We start from the raw sequence: 24,861 nt of genomic DNA on the forward strand, positions 1-24,861 counted from the left end.
AAGGATGCCCCTTCTTGCTTCATTCCCTAATTTATATCCCCTTGCTATAATTCTTCTTTATTTTTCAAAATCCAGCCAATTCCAGCAAGCGGTCTACAGCAGCATTCAGTCCATCGGAATTCTTTCCACCGGCTGTAGCGAAATGCGGCTGGCCACCTCCCCCACCTTGAATAAGCTTGGCAGCCTCGCGCACCAGTTTTCCGGCATTCAAACCTGCTTTTACCTGATCATCACTCAACATCACCGTAAGCATGGGTTTGCCATCGCGCTCACTTCCGATAGCAACAAAAAGGTTTTCAGGGAATTGACCTTTCAGCTGGAAAGCAATGTTTTTCACCGAATCGGCAGGCAGAGGAAGTACCGCCTTGATGACTTTCACTCCATGGATTTCTTTCGCTCCTTCTATCAGCTTGGCTTTCACCTGAGCTTCTTTTTCTTTTATAAATTCTTCCATCTGCTTTTTCAGACCGGCATTTTCATCAATGTAGCGTGCGATGGCTGTTTTCAAGTCGGGAGCATTGTTGAAGAGGGCTTTCAGGTCATTGAGCGTGTCTTGCACGGTATCAAGCATTTCCTCCACTTTAGCTCCGGTAATAGCCTCGATACGGCGCACACCAGCTGCCACCGAACTTTCGGAAATAATCTTCACCATGCCAATTTTCCCTGTGGCAGACACATGAGTACCGCCACAGAACTCAATAGATGACCCGAACTGGACAACACGTACTTCATCGCCATATTTTTCACCAAAGAGAGCGATAGCCCCCAGTTCGCGTGCCTTCTCGATGGGAAGGTTACGATATTCGGTCAAGGGGATATCGGCACGGATTTTAGCATTAACCAGGTGTTCTACCTCACGTAACTGTTCGGGAGTGACTTTCTGGAAATGAGAGAAGTCAAAACGCAGCGATTCGGGTGTAACAAGCGAACCTTTCTGCTCTACATGAGTACCCAGTACCTGCCGCAAAGCTTCATCAAGCAGATGTGTACACGAGTGATTAGCAGCACAAGCAGCACGCTTGTCAGTATCAACACATGCCATCATCGGTGCGTCAAGGTGTTCGGGAAGTTGCTTGGCTATATGAATGGGGAGGTTATTCTCCTTCTTGGTATCGATGATATCAATCGTTTCGAACTCGCTAACCAACACGCCAGTGTCTCCCACCTGTCCTCCGCTTTCGGCATAGAAAGGAGTTTCATTCAATACAATCTGGTAAAGAGTCTGGTTTTTCTGCTTAATCTGACGATAGCGCAAGATACGGGTTTCATACTCGGTATAATCGTAGCCCACGAAATGTGTCTCACCTTCTTCCAGTACCACCCAGTCACCGGTTTCAACAGCTGCGGCATTGCGTGCACGCTGTTTCTGCTTTTGCATTTCGGTATTGAATTCTTCTTCATTTACCGTCATTCCGTTTTCGCGCAAGATGAGTTCGGTCAGGTCAAGAGGGAATCCGAAGGTATCGTAGAGCGTGAAAGCATCCACACCACTGATTTCGGTCTTTCCTGCTGCTTTTGTATCAGTCATTACTTTATCCAAAAGACGGATACCAGTTTCGAGCGTGCGGAGAAAAGCTTCTTCTTCTTCCTTGATAACCTTCTCAATAAGAGACTGCTGAGCTTTCAGTTCCGGATAGGCCTGTCCCATATTTTCGATGAGCACAGGTACCAGTTTGAACATAAAGGCCTGCTTCTGACCTAAAAAGGTATAGGCGTAACGTACGGCACGGCGCAAGATGCGACGTATGACGTAACCTGCTTTGGCGTTGGAAGGAAGTTGTCCATCGGTGATAGAGAAAGCAATAGTACGTATGTGATCGGCCACCACACGCATAGCAACATCCACTTTCGGATCGGTACCATAGGTCATTCCAGCCAGGTTACCGATGGCTTTGATAATGGGTTGGAACACATCCGTGTCATAATTCGACTTTTTGCCTTGCAACACCATACAAAGACGCTCGAACCCCATTCCGGTATCAATGACTTTGGCGGGCAAAGCTTCAAGCGATCCGTCTGCCTTGCGGTTGTATTGCATGAATACAAGGTTCCAGATTTCGATAACCAACGGGTTGTCTTGGTTCACCAGCTCACGTCCGGGCACTTTTGCCTTTTCTTCGTCTGGACGCAAGTCAATGTGGATTTCAGAACAAGGTCCACAAGGTCCGGTATCACCCATTTCCCAAAAGTTGTCGTGTTTGTTTCCGTTAATAATGTGATCTTTAGGAAGAAATTGTTCCCAGTATCCGGCAGCTTCGTTGTCGCGTTCAAGTCCTTCTTCCGGACTACCTTCGAACACGGTAGCATAAAGGTCGGCAGGGTTGATTTTCAATACACCCACCAAGTATTCCCATGCCCAACCGATAACTTCTTTCTTGAAGTAATCGCCGAATGACCAGTTGCCAAGCATTTCGAACATAGTGTGATGATAGGTGTCATGTCCTACTTCTTCCAAGTCATTGTGCTTGCCGCTCACGCGCAAACATTTTTGCGAGTCAGTCACACGTTTATATTTTGCCGGATGGTTTCCCAAGATGATGTCCTTAAACTGGTTCATGCCGGCGTTGGTGAACATCAGCGTGGGGTCATCTTTGATGACCATCGGTGCCGATGGCACAATCTGATGTCCTTTCGACTCAAAGAATTTTACGAATGAGTCGCGGATTTCGTTTGCTGTCAACATATAAGTCTTATTATCTTGTCGTTAATATTCTAAAAATCGATTTGCAAAGATAATCTGTTTTATTATTTTTGTCGCTACGTTTGGAGGAAAATTTTTGGAATTGAAGAGTTATCGTTCGCAAAGCAGGGCCAGTGATGAAGAAATATCCAGGAAGTCTCCCCGCTTTGATATGTAGAAGTATGACCAGCTGCCTGCATGCAGCACGTGATTTTGGAGAAGCAGGCTTTCTCCTTTTCTGCGGGACAATAGACGAGCAAATATTACCGGTAAAGCGTATCCATGACTTCTTCGACTCCTTTTATAAATAGAAAAATTTATGCGAAAAGTCTATTATATATATAATCCGAAAACACGGACTTACGACCGTATTTATCCTACAGTACGGCAGCGTATGATGAGCTACCTGCGCAATTTGTTTGTAGGTATGGGTCTGGGAGCAGGATGTTTTATCCTGTTATTACTGATTTTCGGTTCGCCTTCCGAAAAAGACCTGCGGGTGGAAAACTCACGTCTGCTGGCACAATATCACATTCTCTCGACACGGTTGGACGAAGCACTGGACGTAATGCAACACCTCCAGCAAAGGGACGATAACTTATATCGGGTAATTCTGCAGGCAGATCCTGTTCCGTCGGCTATACGAAATGCCAACTATGGGAAAACAAACCGCTATGAAGAATTGACAGAGTTGGCGAATGCAAAACTGGTGGTGAATACCACACAAAAGATGGATGTACTGGCAAGGCAGGTGTACATTCAGTCAAGGTCGTTCGATGAGGTGCTCGACTTGTGCAAGCGACATGATGAGATGCTGATGTGTGTACCAGCCATTCAGCCTGTATCAAACAAAAACTTAAAGCAGACCGCTTCCGGATATGGCACACGTATAGACCCCATATACAAGACAGTAAAATTTCATGCCGGAATGGACTTTTCAGCGAACGTAGGCACACCTGTATATGCTACAGGAAACGGAACAGTGAAAACTGCCGGTTGGGAGGGCTTATATGGAAAGTGCATCACCATTGACCACGGATTCGGTTACGTGACACGTTATGCACATCTAAACCAAATCAAGGTACATCCCGGCCAGAAAGTAGTGCGCGGAGAAACCATTGGCGAAGTGGGAACTACGGGAAAGAGCACAGGCCCGCACCTGCATTATGAAGTACACTTAAAAGGACAAATAATGAATCCTGTCAATTATTATTTCATGGACTTGGATGCTGATGATTATGACAAGATGATTCAAATAGCCGCTAACCACGGCAAGGTATTCGATTAACAACCAATGTATAGGAAAAAGAAGCATGGCCCTGAAACAAGATAAGCAATTGAAATTATATTATTCCATCCGTGAGGTGGCTGAGATGTTCGGCGTAAACGAATCATTAATACGATACTGGGAAAAGGAATTTCCGGATATTGCACCGAAACGCGCTGGAGGAAAAATCCGCCAATACACGAAAGAAGATGTTGAAAGCATCCGTCAGGTTTATTATCTGGTGAAAGAAAAAGGAATGACACTGGCCGGAGCCAAACAACAGATGAAGCAAAACAAAGAGGGAGTTCGCAATACTACCGAACTGGTGAAACGCCTCAAGCAAATCCGTGATGAGTTGGTAAGCATTCGCAAAGAACTGGACTATTTGACATAGTGAATTGATAGTGGATAATTTGCTTAAGCATAACTATCCACTATCTCGGTCATCTACCTTACTCCGCATTGTCGTCAAAATCATCAATACGGGTTATTTTTTTAATATTGTTGATTTTCTTCAAATTGTTGCAGATGGTGTTTACATCATTCACATCGTGTACGTAGAGCTGGATGCGTGCTTCGAAGATGCCGTCTTCCGACTCGATGTACAGTTTATGAATATTGACATTCAGCTGTTGGGATATCACTTCGGTTACTTTATTCAGCACACCGATTTCGTCTATACCTTTTATATATACATTGACAGGGAAAACCAACGCTTTTCCTGTCTGCCATTGCACAGCTATCAGTCTGTTACCGAAACTGGTTTTCAGTTGAGTGGCAATAGGGCATTGGCGTTTATGTATGACAATACGGTTATTGTCGTCAATGTATCCCAATACGTCATCTCCCGGTATAGGCTTACAGCAATCAGCCAGGATATAATTTTTCTGGATAGCATCGGGAGTGAGTTTGACAATTTCTTTCTTGTCGATGTTGAGCGGCTGCTTTTCAGATTCTCCTTTATTTTCCTGTTGTTTTTGTTTGTTACCACCAAAAGCAAAGCTGATATATTTTTTCCAGTTTGTAGTATTCGGCTTTTCTTTCAGCTCATTTTTATCAGGCTCACCCAGTGTAAATACACCTTGCCCCACAGCCAATGCCAGTTCTTCGTAAGTCTTTACCTGATGCTTATCACATAACTTACGGATGTTTTCGTCAGTATTGGGCAGACCTTCCTGTTGGAAAAATTGAACTATCAGGTCTTCTCCCCGTTGTTGCTGTTCGCGTCTTTCACGTTTTAAGATAGCCTGTATCTTAGCTTTTGCTTTGGCTGTAGTAGCAAAATTAATCCATGAAGGTTGCACTTTTTGCGATTTGGAAGTGAGGATTTCCACCTGATCTCCACTTTGCAACTTGTGACTGAGCGGAACCAGTTTATGATTGACTTTTGCACCGATACAATGGCTCCCCAAGAAAGTATGGATAGAGAAGGCGAAATCGAGTGCGGTACAGTTTTGTGGCATCGTCTTGATTTCTCCTTTCGGAGTAAATACGAATATTTCGGACGCAAAGAGATTCAGTTTAATAGTGTCAAGAAAGTCAAGAGCATCAGGTTGCGGGTCATCCAGGATTTCTTTGATAGTCTTAAGCCATTTGCTCAGTTCTCCTTCGTCTTCGCTTCCTCCGCCCTCTTTGTATTTCCAATGTGCGGCGAACCCCTGTTCAGCTACATCGTTCATCCGTTCACTACGTATCTGCACTTCAATCCATTGTCCTTTGTTGCTCATCAAAGTAACATGAAGAGCCTGGTAGCCGTTAGCTTTCGGATGACTTACCCAATCGCGCAAACGGTCGGGATGCGGTTTGTAGATACGCGAGATGGCCACATAAATATCGAAGCAGTCGTTCAATTCTTCCTCCTGATTACGAGGCGTAAAAATAATCCGTACAGCAAGAATGTCGTATATTTCCTCGAACGTGATGTGTTTAGCCTGCATCTTATTCCAGATAGAGTAAGGCGACTTCACACGCGCAATAATGCGATAGGGAATCCCCATCTTGTCAAGTTGTTCGCGAATAGGTGCTGTAAATTCGGCAAATAATGTGTCACGTTCCGCCTGAGTGGCTTGCAACTTGTTTTGGATTTCTTGATAAGTCTCAGGATGCTCGTACTTGAAACTCAAATCTTCCAACTCTGTCTTAATACGGTTCAGCCCCAGACGGTTGGCAAGCGGAGCATAAATGTACAAGGTCTCACCCGCAATTTTATATTGCTTGCTCGGAAGCATTGAGCCCAGTGTGCGCATATTATGCAGGCGGTCGGCTATCTTAATCAGGATGACACGTATGTCATCGTTCATTGTAAGAAGTAACTTTTTAAAGTTTTCTGCTTGCGCTGATGCACGGTCGCCAAAAATACCTCCCGATATTTTAGTAAGCCCATCAACTATTTGCGCGATTTTAGGCCCGAATAAATTCTCAATGTCTTCTACGGTATAATCGGTATCTTCTACGACATCGTGCAATAGAGCGGCACAGATGGAAGTAGAACCCAAGCCAATTTCCACGCAGGCGATGCGTGCAACGGCGATGGGGTGTAGAATATATGGTTCACCCGACCGGCGTCTTACTCCTTTATGCGCTTGTCGGGCGAAGTTGAAAGCCTTTGTAATTATTTCTACTTTTTTGCGGTGTCTGCTTTCTAAATATCGGTCCAACAATTCCTGGAAAGCATCGTCTATCAGCTTCCCGTCAGCTTGTTCCTGAGTCAATTTTTCGTCCGTCATGGTAGTCCATCTTAAATCAATAGTGCAAAATTAGGAAAAATCAGTAATTTTGCAAGAAATATGGACATTTTTTCTTCACCTATCGGATACGGATAGATTTTCCTGCACGGATATTGCTTCCTCGGATACCATTCAAGCGCCGTATCTGCGATACGCTGACACCATATTTACGTGCAATTCCTCCCAATGTTTCCCCATTACGGATACGGTGATACACGGCTTTGGGTTCAGGAATATCCACGGTGGAACGCCGGGTAAGATAAGTTTCCGGTTTATAATTATAAATGCTATCTTCATGATCGATGAAATAACTCATCGTCTTGCTTGGAAGCCGTAAAGCATAAGGCTGTTCGTTGCCTGGCACCACATCTTTCTTAAATTCCGGATTCAAGGCACGCAACTCGTCAATATTGATGTTGCACACCTCTGCCACTTGTTGCAAATGGAGCGGACGTGAAATATGAATGGTGTCCGTCCCTTCAGGCAACTTCATTTCCATCGGACTAATATTGTGCTCGCAATAGTAAGTCATAATGTAATTGGCTGCGATGAAGGCCGGTACATATCCGCGAGTTTCTTTAGGCAAGTAATTATACAGTTGCCAGAAATCTTTTTCCCCGTCGGCACGGCGAATAGCCTTATTTATAGTACCGGGTCCACAATTGTATGCAGCAAGTACCAAGTTCCAGTCATGATAAATGTCGTACAAATCTTTCAAGTAACGGGCGGCGGCACGAGTCGACTTGATAGGGTCACGACGTTCGTCTACAAAGCTGGTCACCTTCAGTCCATAGATTTTTCCGGTGTTCAGCATGAACTGCCATAAGCCTACAGCTCCTTGACGAGATGCAGCCATCGGGTTCAACGCCGATTCGATGACGGGCAGGTACTTCAGTTCCAGCGGCAGGTTATAGAGATCGAGTGCTTCTTCGAAGATGGGCATGTAGAAGTTATTTGCGCTCAACATGAATGCCACTTTCTGACGCAAGCGAGTCGCATACATGTCGATAAATTTACGCACAACTTCGTTATACGGCATTTCGATGATAGCAGGAATGCGTTGCAGCCGATCGATATAGACGGAGTCGCTCACATCCGGATTCCCGGCATTCATCTCACAGTTTTCACCGATGTTGATGTAGTTTTTCGATATCCAGTCGAGATACAAGCTATCAGTTTCCGACAACATGCCTTCGGGTAATCCGATAACTTCTTCCGTCCCCGACTCCGAGCGGACGGTTATACTGTTTTCGTCCGTCTGTTGCGCATAAAGGGCCGATGCCCCTAACATACTTAGTATACCAATACACAGTTTTTTCATCATATCTTAAAAATTAATACTGCATCGCAAGCCTATGCCTTGTGGTAGCCCACGGTGCGGGTCATTAAATATAGCAGGTTGCCATGTCATGCTCAAGTCGTTGGAGATGTCGAAGTTTGACAATTCAGCATCCACGTATGCATCGACCACCGATAGCAGGTACACGCCGATAAAGGCGAAAATACTAAGGTCTCGCTGGCGCCGGTATACGTCTTTCCGTCGCTGGAACAGGTCTTGAAAATAGCTTAACTGATTGAAGACATCTTCTTGGGTGTATCCCAGCGGTAAGAAATCCATATAGCTATCATTGGCAGGATTGTCACTCATGATGTCCTGATATGCCTGAGAGTAATCTTTATACATTTGTCCATTCCACGTCAAGGCATAGATACATCCTACGAAACCGCCGTAGATGATGGGCAGTTTCCAATATTTATGGTTATAAATTTGTCCTGCTCCCGGTATGGCAAGCGAAAGCCAAATGGCACTATTGGCATTGGGAGTCCATTTTTTCTTCTGGATTTCCATCTTCGGCATCTGCTGCTGGATAGAGTCGTTCTTACGGGCAAGCAAGGCAGTATCTACCGGTGCTTCCAGTGCCTCAATGCGTTGCCTTTGCCAAGCCAGCGTGTCAAGCAAAGCAAGGCTGTCTGCCCGGTTCTGAGCACGTATAGAGTCTGCTTTTAATATTCCTTCACGATGCTTGCGGGCACGCTGGGCATATACATCCGTACTTTCTCCAAATAAGAAGCAAAACAAAAATACAAGGGTTGTCAGGTATGTCAATGGTTGCTTTTCCAAAACAGTCTGCTTTTATTCTTTAGGTTGTAACGAATCCAATATCTCCATAATCCGTTCCAGGTCGGCTTCACTATTGAAGGGAATACTGATTTTTCCTTTTCCTTTGTTGCTGCACGAAAGTTGCACCTTGGTTCCAAAGAAAGAACACAAGTGATTTTGCAAGAGGGTATATTCTTCAGATAGTTTGGCTCCTTTAGGGGTTATTTTCTTTCCGCCCGACTCTACACTTTCGCCCACGGAGAGTGCCTTGACGATTTCTTCTACTTTCCGCACCGAATAACCTTGCGAAATGATTTCATTGAAGATGCGTATCTGAGTCTTGGGATCGTCTAATGCCAGCAAGGCACGGGCATGTCCCATATCTATTTCCTTGTTCTTCAATGCCACCTGGATAGGGGCAGGCAATTTGAGCAGACGCAGGTAATTGGCAATGGTAGCGCGTTTCTTTCCCACGCGGTCGCTCAGTCTTTCCTGGGTCAGTCCGTATTGCTCGATGAGGTGCTGGTAGGCAAGGGCGATTTCCAGCGAGTTAAGGTCCTCGCGCTGGATGTTCTCTATCAGTGCCATTTCCATCACATTTTCATCATCAGCCGTCCGGATGTAGGCAGGTATGGTTTTCAGTCCAGCCTGTACAGCAGCCCGGTAACGCCGTTCGCCTGCTATAATCTGGTAAGAGTCTTCATTCAGTTGGCGCAAGGTAATGGGCTGGATGATGCCTATCTCTGCAATCGAGTCGGCAAGTTCTTGCAAAGCTATCGGGTCGAACTCGCGCCTAGGCTGGTTCGGATTGACCGATATCTTATCCAACTCTATTTCATTGATGGACGAAGAGCCCGAGGTCTTGATTTCCTCGTTGGTAGAAATCAAGGCGTCAAGTCCTCTGCCCAATGCATATTTCTTTTGTACCGCCATGTCTTGTTGCGTAATTATTACGGGTCGTTATTGTTTTGTGTTCTTGTTGATTATCTCATTGGCAAGCGCCAGATAGTTCTTGGCTCCTGTCGAATCGGCGTCATACAGGATGGCAGGGATTCCATGGCTGGGTGCCTCGCTCAGTTTTACATTACGCTGGATGATGGTCTTGAATACCAGTTCCTGAAAATGGCGTTTCACCTCGTCATAAATCTGATTTGCCAGACGCAAGCGCGAGTCGAACATGGTCAGCAAGAATCCTTCTATTTCAAGCGAAGGATTCAGCTTCGTCTTGATAATCCGTATGGTATTCAGCAGTTTGCTGATTCCTTCCAGTGCGAAATACTCGCATTGCACCGGAATAATGACCGAATCGGCCGCGGTCAAGGCATTGATGGTAATCAGCCCCAACGAAGGCGAACAGTCTATCAAGATGTAGTCGTACTCGCTTGCCATCGGAGACAACGCCTTCTTCATGATTTTCTCGCGGTTATCCAAGTTCAGCATTTCTATTTCCGCCCCTACCAGGTCAATGTGTGAAGGGACGATGTCCAATCCGTCAATATCGGTCGTGTAAATGGCTTCCCGTATGTCGTTCTGGTTAATCAGACATTCGTAAATGGAACAATCGATGTCTTTCAGGTCGACTCCCAGTCCCGACGAAGCATTTGCCTGTGGGTCAGCGTCTATTACCAATACTTTCTTTTCGAGTGTAGCCAATGATGCAGCCAAGTTTATGGTAGTGGTAGTTTTCCCTACCCCACCTTTCTGGTTGGCCAAAGCAATTATTTTTCCCATATTAATCAGTTTATCTGATTGCGAAGTAACAAATAATTGGCGAAATAGCGTATCTCATTCTTGCAACATTTTGCAAAACTGTTGATAACTTACGCCGGTTGTTAATAACTTCGCGGGGCAAATATAACGATTTCTGTGCAATAATCAGCCTTGCTTTGTGAAGATTAATCAAGCCTTGTGTAAAATTAACTGATATCATGCTTTTGCACACTGGTGGAAAGAGCCATGCACTTATATGCGGGCAAACTTTCATACAAGTGCCAGCCTGCACGAAGCTATCTGCATTAAATGCATTGAGGAGTTTCGTCATTTTGGCACATTGGCAAATTTATTGTACCTTTGCGTCTGCAAGAACAGATATATAAATCAAGGAATATATGACAAAGAAAAGACCTCTGCTGCTGTTGTCGAATGATGACGGCATAAATGCCAAAGGGATACATGAACTAATCCGTGCCTTACGCCCGGTAGGAGATTTGATTGTAGTAGCCCCCGACGGTCCCCGTTCGGGAGCTTCGGGTGCCATCACATCTGCTTCTCCCATACAATATGCCTTGCTTCAGCAGGAAGCAGGGCTGGCTTTGTACAAATGTTCGGGCACTCCAGTCGATTGCGTAAAACTGGCATTGCATGCCATTGTGCCTGCCGTGCCCGATTTGGTGATTGGCGGAATCAACCACGGAGACAACTCTTCGGTAAATGTGCATTATTCGGGCACAATGGGAGTGGTTATTGAAGGTTGTCTGAAAGGGATTCCTTCCATAGGCTTTTCGTTGTGCAACCACAGTGCCGATGCTGATTTTTCTGCTACATTGCCCTACGTACGCCGTATCGTGGAAGAAACCCTGGCAAAAGGACTGCCCGAGGGGATATGCCTGAACGTGAATTTCCCCGACACCTCAGATTTAGAAGGAGTACTGATATGCCGGCAGACACACGGTGTATGGACGAACGAGTTTGTAAAAGCCGACCATCCGAGGGGCGGAAACTATTTCTGGTTAACAGGCGAATACAAGAACCTGGAGCCTGATGCCGAAGACACCGACCATTGGGCATTGGCACACAATTATGTGGCGATAACTCCGACCCAAATCGACGTAACCGCCTATGCTATGGTACGTGAACTGAAAACGTGGAACTTTGACGTATGAAATATTATCTGATAGTAGGAGAAGCATCGGGCGACCTGCATGCATCCAATCTGATGCGTGCATTGCTCCAGGAAGACCCCAAGGCAGAATTCAGGTTCTTCGGAGGTGACTTGATGAAAGAAGTGGGCGGCACGTGTGTCCGGCATTACAAATCACTGGCATACATGGGATTCATCCCTGTACTATTACACCTGCGGACGATTCTCCGCAACATGGAATTCTGCAAGAACGATGTGGAAGCCTGGAATCCTGATGTGCTGATACTGGTGGATTATCCGGGTTTCAACCTGAAAATAGCCCAGTACATCAAGCTGCACACAGAAATCCCCATCTTTTACTACATTTCCCCTAAGATATGGGCATGGAAAGAATACCGCATCAAGAACATCCAGCACGATGTAGACGCAATGTTTTCCATCTTGCCGTTCGAGGTGGAGTTTTATCAGAGATACCATTTCCCGGTACATTATGTGGGCAATCCGTGCGTGGATGCCGTCGATGCTTTCCGGAAAAACTTCAACGAAACATTCGAAACTTTCGTCTCTGCACATAACTGGGAGCAGAAACCGATTATCGCTTTACTTGCAGGGAGCAGAAAACAAGAGATAAAAGACAACCTGCGTAGGATGATAAAGGCCTCACGATATTTTCCAGACTATCAGTTTGTAGTAGCCGGTGCTCCAGGCATTGAGGCAGACTTTTACCGCCGGTACATGGATGCAGATACAAAGATAGTCTTTGGCGAAACTTATCGTTTGCTTTCCCATGCTACAGCGGCACTGGTCACTTCGGGTACAGCCACGCTTGAGACTGCACTTTTCCGTACGCCTCAGGTAGTATGCTATTACACCGCTGCAGGAAAACTGGTCTCGCTATTGAGACGTATGATTCTAAAAGTACCCTTTGTATCATTGGTCAACCTGATAGCCGGCAAGGAAGTCGTGACCGAACTGGTAGCAGGTGATATGCAGGTAAAAGCAATCAAACAAGAATTGTCATACATCTTGCCAGGCAGCGAGCGACGTAAACGGATGCTGGAAAATTACGATTGCCTGATACAGATTCTAGGAAAGGCTGGAGCATCCGGACGGGCTGCCCGCCAGATGCTGCAAGCCTTGTCGGCATATAAGAAACGGTTATATCAATGAAAGAATATATAAGTAAACCACAGCTGCAGGTACCGCCATCAGTGTACTATCGAAACGGTCGAGCATACCTCCGTGTCCAGGCAGGATGTTTCCCGAATCCTTGATGCCCAATGTCCGTTTGAAAAGTGACTCGGTCAGGTCTCCCCATGTGCCGAACACCACGATGGTCAATCCTAAGCCAATCCACTCACCCATTGTGAGAAAGGTAAAATAATGAGAGAGCACAACAGCTGCAATGATGCAAAACACAGCCCCGCCAATTGAGCCTTCCCATGACTTTTTAGGAGATATACGTTCAAACAAACGGTGCTTTCCGAACAGCATACCCGTACAATAAGCTCCGGTATCGTTTATCCATGTAAAGATAAAAATAGACAAAGGTAATACCGGATTATACTGCGAAACGCTAGTCGCTGCACTGTTGTGATAAGCCAGCAGGTTCAGCAAGGCAAACGAAAGACCGATGTAGAGCTGGCTCATCATAGAATATGCCCAATTGTTGATAGGGTCTTTTTGCTGCTTATACAATTCACTGATAAACAAATACAAGATAAGAAACAGGTAAGGTATGAATATTTCGTTACTTCCCGGAACGACTCCAATGTATCCGAAGCAAAGAAACAAGAACACTCCTGCCAGGATAGTGATAGATTTGTTCATCTGTACCTGACCGGTTGCGTTCACCAGTGTGCCAAATTCGTTGATGGTCAGTGCACTGATGACGCAAAACAGAATGGTGAACGAGATAGGACCTCCTAGAATACATCCTACCAATACGGCGACAAAAATGACACCTGTAATAGTCCGTTGTAGAAAATTATTTTTCATGGTACTTATGTTTATCCATCAACCGAGGCTGTCTCAAAATAAAAAACGACAATCAAAAAGTAAGGTCATTCTGAGTGCCTATTTCCTGCGGAAAATGAGCACTCAGAATGACAAAATGAAAGCCGATTTCTATTTTGATACACCCTCGATTGACTTATTTACTTGTTTTCACCAGTTTGCTCCGAAGTCTTTGGGGACTCCTCTTCCTGTCCTTCGTTTTTTTCCCGGGCAGCATTTTCAGGCAATGCTTTAGGCTGTCCGGCTTCTATTTGGGCCGTTTCAGACTTATGCTCCTCTGCCATGATTTCTTCCGAGCGGGAAGTCCAAGGCCGTTTGCCGAATATTTTTTCCACGTCTTCGGCAAAAATCACTTCACGCTCTATCAACATCTGCGCCAGTTGTGCATGTCCTTCACGGTGTTGTTGCAACAGCTCTTTAGCACGAGCGTACTGCTCATTGATCATTTTCTGCACTTCCTGATCAATGATTTCAGCAGTATGTTCACTGTAAGGTTTATTAAATGCGTACTCATCATTGTTATAATAGCACAGGTTGGGCAATTTGTCGCTCATGCCGGCAAAAGCTATCATGGCGTAAGCCTGTTTGGTGACACGCTCCAAGTCATTCATGGCACCCGTGGAGATTTGTCCGACACAAATCTCTTCTGCCGCACGTCCTCCCAGGGTAGCACACATTTCATCCAACATTTGTTCCTTGGTAGTAAGTTGGCGTTCTTCCGGCAAATACCAGGCAGCCCCCAATGCCCTTCCACGGGGGACAATGGTTACTTTGATCAGCGGGTTGGCATGCTCCAACAGCCAAGACACAGTGGCATGTCCTGCCTCATGCAGGGCTATGGCACGTTTTTCAGCAGCGGTCATTACTTTTGTCTTCTTTTCCAGACCTCCTACAATGCGGTCGATAGCAGCCAAGAAATCATCCTTTCCCACCGATTCCTTCGAGTGACGTGCCGCTATCAAGGCAGCTTCATTACACACATTGGCAATGTCAGCACCGCTGAATCCCGGTGTCTGGCGTGCCAGCAAGTCTACATCGACGGTATTATCCAGCTTCAACGGACGTAAATGCACACCGAATACTTCTTTCCGTTCGTTCAAGTCGGGCAAGTCTACATAAATCTGCCGGTCGAAACGTCCTGCACGTAATAATGCCTTATCCAAAATATCTACACGGTTAGTCGCAGCCAAAATGATGACTCCACTATTCGAGCCGAATCCATCCATCTCAGTCAGCAACTGGTTCAAGGTATTTTCACGCTCGTCATTACCTCCCATGTTCGGGTTTTTTCCACGGGCACGTCCTACGGCATCTATTTCATCAATAAAGATAATACAGGGAGATTTTTCTTTGGCTTGGCGAAACAGATCCCGCACACGCGATGCCCCTACGCCCACAAACATCTCTACGAAATCGGAACCCGAAATCGAAAAGAACGGCACATCGGCTTCACCTGCCACCGCTTTGGCAAGCAAAGTCTTTCCTGTCCCCGGAGGACCTACCAGCAAAGCTCCTTTAGGAATTTTTCCTCCCAGCTTCGTATATTTTTCCGGGTCTTTCAGGAAGTCCACGATTTCCTGCACTTCTTGTTTAGCGGCAGCCTGACCAGCCACATCTTTGAATGTCACACGGTTGGCACCTTTTTCGAACAATTGTGCTTTGCTTTTTCCTACATTGAATACACCTCCAGTTCCCCCTGGTCCTGCACCTCCGCTCATGCGCCGCATGGCATAAATCCAGATGGCTATCAGCAGCAAAAACGGAAATATGTTCCAGAAAATCATTCCAAAATAGTTATTCCGCTTTTCATAACTGACAGACCCCGTAAAGTGTCCATTAGCTTGTTCTTCATCAAGAAATTTATCCAATGTATCTATAGAACCGACTTGAATAGTCACAGCAGGACTTTTTCCGACTTTGCTGGCATCTTGTTTGAATACATCCACGATGTGTTCAGGTTTGATAAACATCTCCACCGTGTTATCGTCATAAGCGATGATTTTGCTGGCATATCCTTTTTTTACCATTTCCTTAAATTCGGTATAGGATATTTCTTTGTTTGCACTGCCTTCATCACTTGACAAGTAAAGAAAGCCGAATACAAGCGCTATTACCACGTAAAGCCACGTCAGGTTAGGACGAGGCACATTGATTTTAGGCTTATTGTTCGGAGTATTATTGATATTGTTGTTTTGATTTTCGCTCATGATGTATATGAAAATGAATGGTTAGTCCAAATCAGGGATTGTTGTTAGTTTTGCATCCGCCCAAAGATTCTCCAAATTATAGAAAGAACGGACTTCGGGCAAGAATACATGCACCAGAATATCGCCATAATCCATGGCTATCCATTGTGCATTGCGCACTCCGTCCATACCGTATACTCTTTCTCCGGTCGTTTTTTTTACATACTCTTTTACCGAATCTGCAATAGCCAAAACTTGACTGGAGGAATTTCCTTGGCAAATGATGAAATACTTACAGATGGTATCTCCTATATTAGTTAAGTCTGCGATTACGATGTTTTTGCCTTTTTTCTCTTGAATGCCTTCTGTTATTTTTTGCACTAAAAGTTTTGTTTCGTTCATTACGTTCTGTCCTTTGTTTTGTTTTAAAAATTTGTTTTTAATGGTTTCTTCTCTATTAATATAAAGAGAACATGCGGCAAATATACTTGGTTTTCTGTACATCACGAAAGATTGACACTTAATTCTCTCTTTCTTTTGTATTTTTTTGAAAAAAAACTTCAAAATCCTTGCTATGTTAGAGAAAAGTTGTACCTTTGCAGCGTCAAAATCGTAACATCGGTTAATGACATGATTTTGGGCTATGGTGTAATGGTAACACAACAGATTCTGGTCCTGTTTTTCTTGGTTCGAATCCGAGTAGCCCAACTTCAATAAGTGATTGTCTCCAGGGAGGAGATAATTATATTATGTGTTTGGGCTATGGTGTAATGGTAACACAACAGATTCTGGTCCTGTTTTTCTTGGTTCGAATCCGAGTAGCCCAACATAAAAAAGACCGTTTCAAACTTGATTTGAGACGGTCTTTTCATTTAAAAACTGTTTTGAATTTCTACAAAAAGTTTGTCAAGCCGGATTTTGCGCCCGTACACATTATGTCCATCGGATTCTTTTCCAAGCCAAACCAGAACATTATACTTTGCGCGGTATGAAATTGTGCATTTTCTCACCACAGAGGACACAAAGTACCACAGAGGAAAAATTTAAAAAACACTGTGCACCTCTGTGTCTGTGGTAAGAAACATGACTGCCTTGCTTGTAAGATTATTAATCTTCACGCCGAAAGATTATTAATCTTCACGCTGTAAGATTAATAATCTTACAAACGATGCAGTAAATCGCTCATGCAGCCTAATCTATTTCCAATTCCATATATTCTGTGTAAAACCTGTGTAACAAGTCTGCAAATTCCTCCGGCAATCTTTTCAAGACTTCTTCCCGAATAGTTTCGGGAACACCTCCATAATAGGCCTCGGCAATGCTTCCGGCAATGGCACCCATCGTATCAGTATCGCCACCTAACGAGACAGCCAGCCGGACAGCACTTTCGTAATCAGCACTTTCCAAAAATACGATAATAGATTCGGGAACAGAGCCTTGACACCGGGAATCGAAACGATAAGCGGGGCGTATCTCATCGCATGTACGGTCCAGATTGTAATGGAAAGTTTCCTCGATGTATGCCTTAATAGCTTCTTTCGGATGATTCTTGCGTGCCAGGAAAATGCAGGCAGCAGTAGCTTGTGCACCTTTGATACCTTCAGGATGATTATGAGTAACCGATGCACTTTCCCGAGCCGCATCTAAGGTTTCCTCAAGTGTACCGAATACCCATCCCACAGGGCTGACCCGCATGGCAGCTCCGTTTCCAAAACTATTATAAGGCTGAGGATACTCCTCTTTCAACCATTTCTTAAACATACCTCCGTACCCGGCATGGGGATACCTGCGTCCAAGGTCCTGCATAATGTCCGTCAGGCTTCCTTTCTCCAGCAACCAGCGAACATTAGCTACGGTCATTACGGTATCGTCGGTAAATGTCGAATCTTTGCCAAACAAAGGAAAGTCTGGGGTTTTACATCCACGCCATTCATAAACCGAACCGATGATATCGCCTGCCGCAGCTCCTGCCAGAAAGTTTTTCGAAGAAGAACGAAGCAAGCGGAGCGTAAGCGCGTCCTGTTCTCCACCAAAATGCTTGCACAACACACGCCGAAACAGGTCGTCTGTAGCTACTTGGTTGAACAGAGTCATACACGAGCGTACTTTCATTGCGTCCAGCGTACCAAATACGCTTTCAGCACTTTTATCCGTATTCAGGAGAACAAGGGTGATTTCGCGCAAGCGATTTCCCAATACAGGATGCTTCAGGTAATCCTGTGCTTCTTTCAGGTCTGCTATACCATAATAATCAGAAGTTTCACTTATACCCAACCCTCTCAGTTGTGGGAATATCCACCAAATCCAATGATTAGTTTTCCGTCCAGCCTTTACCTCGGCAAGAGCTTCTGCATACGTGTTTTGTTGTGCAGTCAAGAATCGGTCTATCTGCATAGTAATAGAATATTAATGTGATACAATCTCCAGTAATACATTATTCAAACTCCAAGACAAACGTGGTGTTCCATCCGTTAGTGCCGGCACGCAACAAGCTGATGCTCCCTCCCGAAAGCTTCATAATCTGGCGGGAAAGTGAAAGACCGATGCCACTTCCGTTGATACGAGTGGTAAAGAAAGGAACAAAAATCTGTTCGGCTTCCTCTTCCGGAATTACCGGACCGTCGTTACTGATATAAATAAAAACATGCTCATCAGCTGCACTGTAGGCACGTATGTGGATGCGCCCTTTGTTCCCACCGATAGACTGTACCGCATTTTTCAAAATGTTTATCAATACTTGCCGAATCAGGTTCGGGTCGGCATACAGCATCAGCTCTACCGGTTCTATCTGCAAAGTAAGTGCCACTGTCTCGGGCACAAGACTCAGTCCTTGTATCTGCTTCAAAAGGTCCATCAGGTAGAAAGGTTCGGGAGAAGGTTTCTGTAAGGCTGAAAATTTGCGGTAACTGTCTACAAACGAAATCAACCCTGTCGATGTCTCGTGAATGGCACGGATACCGTCGTACAATGGACCGTTTACGACATCTTTCCGTTTCAGGAATGTTTCGCTCAGCGAAGAAATGGGAGCGATGGAGTTCATAATTTCGTGGGTCAGCACACGAGTCAGCTTAATCCACGAATCCAATTCCTTTGCGTCCAGTTCATTGCGGATATCGTTCAAAGTAAGGATACGCACATTCTTCCCGCCCAGCTGCATCTCGGTTGCCCGCACCGACAATTGCACATCACCTTTTCCTGTTGTGTACTGAAGATTGCACCGTTCTCCGGCTTTCAGTGTACGCAACAAGTATGGAACTTCGGTACCGAAACGTTCCAGCTGACGTAGCGTGCTAAGTATCGGTATTCCCAACAGCCGCGCAGCTGCCGGATTGGTTTGTACGACAACGTGATTTTCATCCAGTACGATTACCCCTGAACTTACACTCGACAATATTTGTTCGTAGAACCGTTCCCGCTGTTCCATCAGTTGCTTCTGTTCACCCATCAGGCTACCGAACTGGTTCAATGTTTCCTGCAACACACGTTCTCCACCCGAAAAGCCATAAAGAGGCAAGCGGAACGAATAGTCACGGTTACGGATGGCTTCCAGCATCAGCCAGCTTTTCTCACGCAATTGTTGTTGCATCTGATAGGATATCCATGCGACTATAACGCATAATCCTCCTCCTGCAATGCCTGCCCACCAAACCTTTTCCAAGATACCGGCCGTAAGCAATGCTATTCCACCCATCAAAGCTACCAGACGGACAAACGTTGCATAAAACCACTTATAAGCCATACCGTTTCATCTTATTATAAAGCGTTTGCCGGGTTACTCCCAACTTGGCGGCTGCTTGTGACAAGTTGCCGTCACACTGTCCGATAGCTTGCTGAATCATCGTACGCTCCATTTCATCCAAGGTGTGAAATGCCATTTCTGTTTTTTCTTCAGTCCCCGATGCGTTTTCTCTTTCTGCCATATCAGCCAACTGCAACGATTCGGCACGCAACTCACCGTCATCCGCCAAAATCACAGCTTTCTCAATCGTATGCTGCAATTCACGGATATTCCCGTACCACGGATATGCCAATAGCCGGGCTGCCGCGTCCGGAGCAAATGTGCCGCTGGTCCTTCCGTATTGCTTGGCATAGCGTTCCAGAAACATCCGCGCCAACGGAAGAATATCTTCTTTCCGCTCGCGGAGCGAAGGGATGTGCAAGTGAATGGTGTTAATGCGGTAAAGCAAGTCTTCACGGAACTCCCCCTTGCGTACCATTTCATCCAAGTCGCGGTTTGTGGCGCATATCAGGCGGATATTGGTAGGTTGCGGCAGGTTGCTTCCTACTTTGATGAAACTCCGCTTCTGAATGGCGGTCAGCAGTTTTGCCTGCAGGTAATAAGGCAGATTGGCTATCTCGTCCAAAAACAAGGTTCCGCCATCGGCAGCCTCAAAGCGTCCGATACGGTCGGCATGGGCATCAGTAAACGAACCTTTTACATGACCGAACAATTCACTTTCGAACAGCGATTCGGTAATGGCACCCATATCCACCACTACCATCGGTCCGTCTTTCCGGTTCGAAAGGCGGTGTATCTCACGTGCCAGCATATCCTTGCCCGTACCGTTCTCGCCGGTAATCAGAATATTGGCATCCGTAGTGCTGACTTTTTCCACCAATGCACGTAAAGGGCGGATAGCTGCCGAATTGCCCCAATACATTGTCGTATCATTCCCTTCCGAGACCAACATTGCACGTTTTTTCTCCTTTCGTCCGTTGCATACTTTACGATATACATCCAGTAAAGTCTGAATCAACTTGTCATTGTTCCACGGCTTCACGATAAAGTCGGCAGCACCGTCCTTAATCCCTCTTACCGCAAGGTCGATATCGGCGTATGCCGTAAACAGCACCACTGCCGCCTGCGGACGCAATCGACGGATTTCCTTCAGCCAGTAAAGTCCCTCGTTCCCGTTGTTGATGCCCGAAGAAAAGTTCATATCCAGCAATACTATATCTACACCGTTTTGAGCCAGTACAGTCGGTATCGTTACGGGAGAGTCAAGTGTCAGAATCTGCCCGAAATAATCTACCAGCAAATATTGCAAAGAAGTCAAGATGTTGCGGTTATCATCCACCACCAATAAAGTTCCTTGTTTTGCCATTGTTGTTTCTGATTTTTTCAACGCAGATTAACGCGGATTAACGCTGATTTTTATTAATCCGCGAAAATCTGCGTTAATCTGCGTTTCATCTTTCTGTCTGCAAAGATACACAAAGAAACAATACGCCCTTTCATAGGAAGTGTCTAATTTTTTGACACCAAGTGTCTAATTTTTTGACACTCCACCAAATGAGCTTTTTTATAACAAGCAGAAAAACAATCATTTAATTTTCTGGCACGATATTTGTTATTGATTTGACAGAAACAAAGACAAAATATGAAAAAGAATATGAACATACGAAAATCAATGGGCATGCTGCTCTGCCTGTGCAGCCTGTCGGCAACCGCCCAAGAAGCATGGGACATCGACCGCTGCATGGCATACGCTGTAGAACACAACCGTACCGTGAAGCAGCGGAAACTGGAAGCCGACAACTACCGGCTGGACAAGATAGAGGCTATCGGGCAATTCCTGCCCGGAGTAAGCGGAAGCGTGAGTGCACAGTACAGTTACGGACGTTCGGTAGACCCCGGAACCAACACCTACATCTCACAATCTACGTTCAACAACGGCTATGCCATGGAAGGCTCGATGCCTATCTTTCAGGGAGGAAGCCTTATCAACCAAGTGCGGCGGGCAAGAGCGAACGAACTGTTAGGCAAAGCCGCCCTGCAGGAAGCGAAAGACAATACCGCACTCGAAACCTTCCAGGCATACATCGACGCTCTTTATTACTACGGAACGACCCGCCTGGCAGAACAGAAGCTGGTAGAAAGCGACTCATTAGTTTACAAGACCCGCCGACAAGAAGCGTTGGGACTGAAAGGCATGGCGGACGTGGCACAAATGGAAGCCCAGCAAGCCACCGATGCCTACAACCTGACCCATCAGCGCAACCTCTATGAGACGGCGATGCTCACCCTGAAGCAGACGATGAACTATCCCGTAGCGGATACCCTCGTGCTCGACACCCGGCTGATAGACACACCCGTCATCGAACAGGTGCGGCTCTCGGCAGACAATGCCGACGATGTGTTCCGCATCGCCCTCAACTGCAACCCCACCCTGCGCCAGTCGGAAATGAACAAGCAAGTGGCGCGGATGAACCGCAAGATTTCGTGGAGCTCGCTCTTCCCCACCATCAGCATCTTCGGCGGTATCTCCTCCTCTTATTATAAGGAATTGCACCAAAGCGGCTACGACAACTTCGCCGACCAGATGAAGAACAACTTCGGTTCCTACTTCGGCATCTCGATGAGCATCCCCATCTTCAACCGCATGTCCGGTTCCATTGGTGTGAAGCAGGCAAAAAACAATTACCTCATCGCCACCCAGCAATACGAGGCACAGAAAGAAGCCTTGCAGAAACTGGTGCTGCAAGCCGTGCAAGACCGCGAAGGATTCCTCAAGGAAAGCCTGCAGATGGAAAAGAAAGTCACCTCCGACTCCATCGCCTACCGCGTCACACGCCGCAAGTTCGAAGAAGGACTGATGACCTCGCTCGACGTGCAGAACAACGCATCCACCCTCCTCGAAAGCCAGACCGGACTGCTGCAAAGCAAACTCACCTACGTAATGAAGTGCCGCCTGGTAGATTATTATAAAGGAGAGGAAATCATTCGACAGTAGTTAAGAAGTTAAGTAGTTAAGAAGTTAAGTCAATAGTTTGGCAAACGGATTACATCTGCAAAATGTATTGGCTTAACTCCTAACGAAGCGAAGCGGAGTGATAACTCCTTAACTCCTTAACTCCCCAAATAGTAAACAGTAAATCGTAAAATCGTAAATTTTAAAATTATGGATATTCAACTCGAAAAGAAAAAAGGCATTCAGAAGAAACACATCCCCTACATCGCAGGCGGCGCGGTCATCCTCGCCCTGCTGGTATGGATTATCTTCGGCAACCACGCATCCACCTTGCGCATCGACGGCGACGCGCTCAACATCGCCGACGTCACCTACGGAGAGTTCAACGACTACATCCGCCTCAACGGACAAGTGCAACCCATTTCTATCGTGCAGCTCAGCCCCGAAGAAGGCGGCATCGTGCAGGAAAAAGTAGTCGAGGAAGGCGCGCACGTGAAGAAAGGCGACGTCATCCTCCGCCTGAGCAACTCGAACCTCGACCTGCAGATATTGAACGCCGAATCGGAACTCGCCGAAAAACAAAACCTTTTGCGTAACACGCAAGTGACCATGCAGCAAGACAAGCTGAACAACGAGACCGAAAAGGTACAGCTCGACGTAGATACCCGCCGCAAGCTCCGCACCTTCCAACAATACGAACGGCTCTACAACGAACGGCTCATCAGCCGCGAAGAATATCTGCAAGCGGAAGAAGATTATCAGGTAGCCCAAAAGCAGCATGCCCTCATCAGTGAACGCCTCGTGCAAGACTCCATTTACCGCACCATCCAAATGGACCAGATGGAAGACAACCTGCACAACATGCGCCAGAACGTCCTCCTCATCCGCGAGCGCAAGGACAAGCTGGAAGTGCGTGCCCCGATAGACGGAGAACTGGGACTGCTGGATGTGGAACTGGGACAGAACATCACTGCCGGACAGATGGTAGGCCAAATCAACGACCTCTCCGACTTCAAGATTGAAGCGATGATAGACGAGCACTACATCGACCGCGTCACCAACGGGCTGCCAGCCACCTTCGAACGGCAGGGAGCAACATTCAGCCTCAAGGTGCGCAAAGTCTACCCCGAAGTGCGCGAAGGCCGCTTCCGCACCGACCTCGTCTTCGAAGGCAACCGCCCCGAAAATATCCGCAGCGGACAGACGTATTACATCGATTTGCAATTGGGCGAACCGACCCAAAGCGTCCTCATCCCGAAAGGAACGTTCTTCCAAGTGACGGGCGGCAACTGGATTTTCGTCCTCGACAAGGACGGCAAGAAAGCATACCGCCGCCAAATCCGCATCGGACGTCAGAACCCCCAATACTACGAGGTGCTGGAAGGCCTGGAGCAGGGCGAACGCGTCATCGTCTCCGGCTACGAAAGCTACAAGGACAACGAAGTGCTCATCTTAAAATGACGGATTTTTCACCACAGATTACACAGATTTATTAAATGAAGAATAATAATTTGATAAATCTGTGTAATCTGTGGTGAAAAAAGCCTGATTCGACCCCTCGAACGATACAACAACCATTAAAAACATAAAATTTATGAAACAGATTATCCTTTCACTCATCGTACTTCTCGGCGCAAGCCTCAACGCCTGCATGGCAAAAGACAACCAGACCAGCGAAACACGCAACATCAGCGGCTACACTTCCATCCGTATCGACGGCGTGGCAACCGTCCGCTTCGCGCAAAGCGACACTTGGTCGTGCCGTATAGAAGGCAAAGCCGAAGAATTGGACCGACTCACCACCACAGTAAAAAACGGCACACTAATCATCGACCAACGGAAAGAGGGCAAACGGAAGCAGAACATTCAAGGTACAACCCTCTATCTCTCCGCCCCCACGCTCGATGAAGTGAATATAGATGGTGTCGGTACATTCGAATGCGAAGAACCACTAAAAGCCGAAGACATCCGTTTCGAAATAGACGGCGTCGGCACTATAAAAATCGCCGACCTGCATTGTCAGACAGTACAGATAGATATCGACGGTGTGGGCAAAGGCAATGTCAACGTGTATTGCGATAAGCTGAAAGCTCGTGCCGATGGAGTCAGTTCGCTCAAGCTGAGCGGCAAGGCGCGTTCGGCAGACATTAAAGACGGCTTCTTAAGCAAAATCAATGACCGCCGGCTGAAAGTCGAGGAATAAGTTCACCACAGATTACACAGATTAATAAATTTAAAATGCAGAGCCACAGGATACACAGAAGAAATCAATTAAAAAATCTGTGTAATCTGTGGTGAAAAGAAATCGTAAATAGTAAATCGCAAAATCGTAA

Annotated in this window: 19 protein-coding genes and 2 tRNA genes; 9 read left to right on the plus strand and 12 right to left on the minus strand. The window is 46.2% G+C overall.

Annotated features, from left to right (window positions below; all coding sequences use genetic code 11):
- Positions 1-64 precede the first annotated feature (64 nt).
- A complete protein-coding gene (alaS, locus tag B5G04_RS09065; protein ID WP_087207237.1) occupies positions 65-2,683 on the minus strand; it encodes an alanine--tRNA ligase in 2,619 nt (872 codons plus the stop codon).
- Positions 2,684-2,999: 316 nt separating this feature from the next.
- Between alaS and B5G04_RS09070 the strand changes: the two genes are divergently transcribed.
- Together B5G04_RS09070 and B5G04_RS09075 are read left to right on the plus strand one after the other, a co-directional pair.
- Entirely contained in the window at positions 3,000-3,968 is a 969-nt protein-coding gene (locus tag B5G04_RS09070) for a M23 family metallopeptidase (RefSeq protein ID WP_022041302.1), read from the plus strand.
- A gap of 25 nt (positions 3,969-3,993) precedes the next feature.
- Complete coding sequence (locus B5G04_RS09075) at positions 3,994-4,341, plus strand: MerR family transcriptional regulator (protein WP_022041301.1); 348 nt, start codon at positions 3,994-3,996, stop codon at positions 4,339-4,341.
- A gap of 58 nt (positions 4,342-4,399) precedes the next feature.
- On the opposite strand, the gene B5G04_RS09080 is transcribed toward B5G04_RS09075, so the two are convergent.
- The 5 genes from B5G04_RS09080 to B5G04_RS09100 form a co-directional block, all read right to left on the minus strand.
- Entirely contained in the window at positions 4,400-6,673 is a 2,274-nt protein-coding gene (locus B5G04_RS09080) for a RelA/SpoT family protein (protein WP_022041300.1), read from the minus strand.
- A 79-nt stretch (positions 6,674-6,752) separates the two neighbouring features.
- Positions 6,753-7,994 carry a lytic transglycosylase domain-containing protein gene (locus B5G04_RS09085; protein WP_087397092.1) on the minus strand — a complete coding sequence of 414 codons (1,242 nt, stop codon included), beginning with the start codon at positions 7,992-7,994 and terminating at the stop codon, positions 6,753-6,755.
- Between the two features lie 6 nt (positions 7,995-8,000).
- Positions 8,001-8,795 carry a DUF5683 domain-containing protein gene (locus tag B5G04_RS09090; RefSeq protein WP_022041298.1) on the minus strand — a complete coding sequence of 265 codons (795 nt, stop codon included), beginning with the start codon at positions 8,793-8,795 and terminating at the stop codon, positions 8,001-8,003.
- A 12-nt stretch (positions 8,796-8,807) separates the two neighbouring features.
- Positions 8,808-9,707 (minus strand): ParB/RepB/Spo0J family partition protein, encoded by a 900-nt coding sequence (locus tag B5G04_RS09095; RefSeq protein WP_022041297.1) that lies wholly within the window; start codon positions 9,705-9,707, stop codon positions 8,808-8,810.
- Between the two features lie 27 nt (positions 9,708-9,734).
- The gene (locus B5G04_RS09100; RefSeq protein WP_022041296.1) at positions 9,735-10,505 is read right to left on the minus strand and encodes an AAA family ATPase; all 771 of its coding nucleotides are present in this window, start codon (positions 10,503-10,505) and stop codon (positions 9,735-9,737) included.
- A gap of 377 nt (positions 10,506-10,882) precedes the next feature.
- Between B5G04_RS09100 and surE the strand changes: the two genes are divergently transcribed.
- Entirely contained in the window at positions 10,883-11,656 is a 774-nt protein-coding gene (surE, locus tag B5G04_RS09105) for a 5'/3'-nucleotidase SurE (protein WP_022041295.1), read from the plus strand.
- A complete protein-coding gene (gene lpxB, locus B5G04_RS09110; RefSeq protein ID WP_022041294.1) occupies positions 11,653-12,804 on the plus strand; it encodes a lipid-A-disaccharide synthase in 1,152 nt (383 codons plus the stop codon). Before surE ends, lpxB begins: the two co-directional genes overlap by 4 nt.
- Here lpxB and B5G04_RS09115 read toward each other — a convergent pair.
- The 3 genes from B5G04_RS09115 to rsfS all read right to left on the minus strand — a co-directional run bounded on the left by B5G04_RS09115 (position 12,793) and on the right by rsfS (position 16,238).
- Positions 12,793-13,632, minus strand: a complete 840-nt coding sequence (locus tag B5G04_RS09115; RefSeq protein ID WP_022041293.1) for a phosphatidate cytidylyltransferase — start codon at positions 13,630-13,632, stop codon at positions 12,793-12,795. The two genes, lpxB and B5G04_RS09115, sit on opposite strands and share 12 nt — an antisense overlap.
- Before the next feature lie 158 nt (positions 13,633-13,790).
- On the minus strand, positions 13,791-15,857 hold the full coding sequence (gene ftsH, locus B5G04_RS09120; protein WP_022041292.1) for an ATP-dependent zinc metalloprotease FtsH: 2,067 nt from the start codon (positions 15,855-15,857) through the stop codon (positions 13,791-13,793).
- 21 nt (positions 15,858-15,878) lie between these two features.
- Positions 15,879-16,238, minus strand: a complete 360-nt coding sequence (gene rsfS / locus B5G04_RS09125) for a ribosome silencing factor (RefSeq protein WP_087207267.1) — start codon at positions 16,236-16,238, stop codon at positions 15,879-15,881.
- A 235-nt stretch (positions 16,239-16,473) separates the two neighbouring features.
- Here rsfS and B5G04_RS09130 point away from each other — a divergent pair.
- Together B5G04_RS09130 and B5G04_RS09135 are read left to right on the plus strand one after the other, a co-directional pair.
- Positions 16,474-16,544: transfer RNA gene (locus B5G04_RS09130), tRNA-Gln, on the plus strand.
- Positions 16,545-16,592: 48 nt separating this feature from the next.
- Positions 16,593-16,663 (plus strand) — tRNA-Gln (locus B5G04_RS09135).
- Between the two features lie 364 nt (positions 16,664-17,027).
- Here B5G04_RS09135 and B5G04_RS09140 read toward each other — a convergent pair.
- The 3 genes from B5G04_RS09140 to B5G04_RS09150 are packed head-to-tail and all read right to left on the minus strand — an operon-like array spanning position 17,028 to position 20,941.
- A complete protein-coding gene (locus B5G04_RS09140) occupies positions 17,028-18,230 on the minus strand; it encodes a DUF1810 family protein (protein WP_087396908.1) in 1,203 nt (400 codons plus the stop codon).
- A 40-nt stretch (positions 18,231-18,270) separates the two neighbouring features.
- On the minus strand, positions 18,271-19,575 hold the full coding sequence (locus B5G04_RS09145; protein WP_022041288.1) for an ATP-binding protein: 1,305 nt from the start codon (positions 19,573-19,575) through the stop codon (positions 18,271-18,273).
- On the minus strand, positions 19,565-20,941 hold the full coding sequence (locus B5G04_RS09150) for a sigma-54 dependent transcriptional regulator (protein ID WP_022041287.1): 1,377 nt from the start codon (positions 20,939-20,941) through the stop codon (positions 19,565-19,567). Before B5G04_RS09150 ends, B5G04_RS09145 begins: the two co-directional genes overlap by 11 nt.
- A gap of 288 nt (positions 20,942-21,229) precedes the next feature.
- On the opposite strand from B5G04_RS09150, the gene B5G04_RS09155 reads away from it, so the two are divergent.
- From B5G04_RS09155 to B5G04_RS09165, 3 genes are all read left to right on the plus strand, one after another.
- On the plus strand, positions 21,230-22,570 hold the full coding sequence (locus B5G04_RS09155; RefSeq protein WP_087397094.1) for a TolC family protein: 1,341 nt from the start codon (positions 21,230-21,232) through the stop codon (positions 22,568-22,570).
- A 168-nt stretch (positions 22,571-22,738) separates the two neighbouring features.
- Positions 22,739-23,989 carry an efflux RND transporter periplasmic adaptor subunit gene (locus tag B5G04_RS09160; protein WP_013618638.1) on the plus strand — a complete coding sequence of 417 codons (1,251 nt, stop codon included), beginning with the start codon at positions 22,739-22,741 and terminating at the stop codon, positions 23,987-23,989.
- Between the two features lie 133 nt (positions 23,990-24,122).
- The gene (locus B5G04_RS09165) at positions 24,123-24,731 is read left to right on the plus strand and encodes a DUF2807 domain-containing protein (protein WP_087396910.1); all 609 of its coding nucleotides are present in this window, start codon (positions 24,123-24,125) and stop codon (positions 24,729-24,731) included.
- Positions 24,732-24,861 lie beyond the last annotated feature (130 nt).

It is taken from the genome of Bacteroides sp. An51A (assembly GCF_002161565.1).
Classification (GTDB): Bacteria; Bacteroidota; Bacteroidia; order Bacteroidales; family Bacteroidaceae; genus Phocaeicola; species Phocaeicola intestinalis.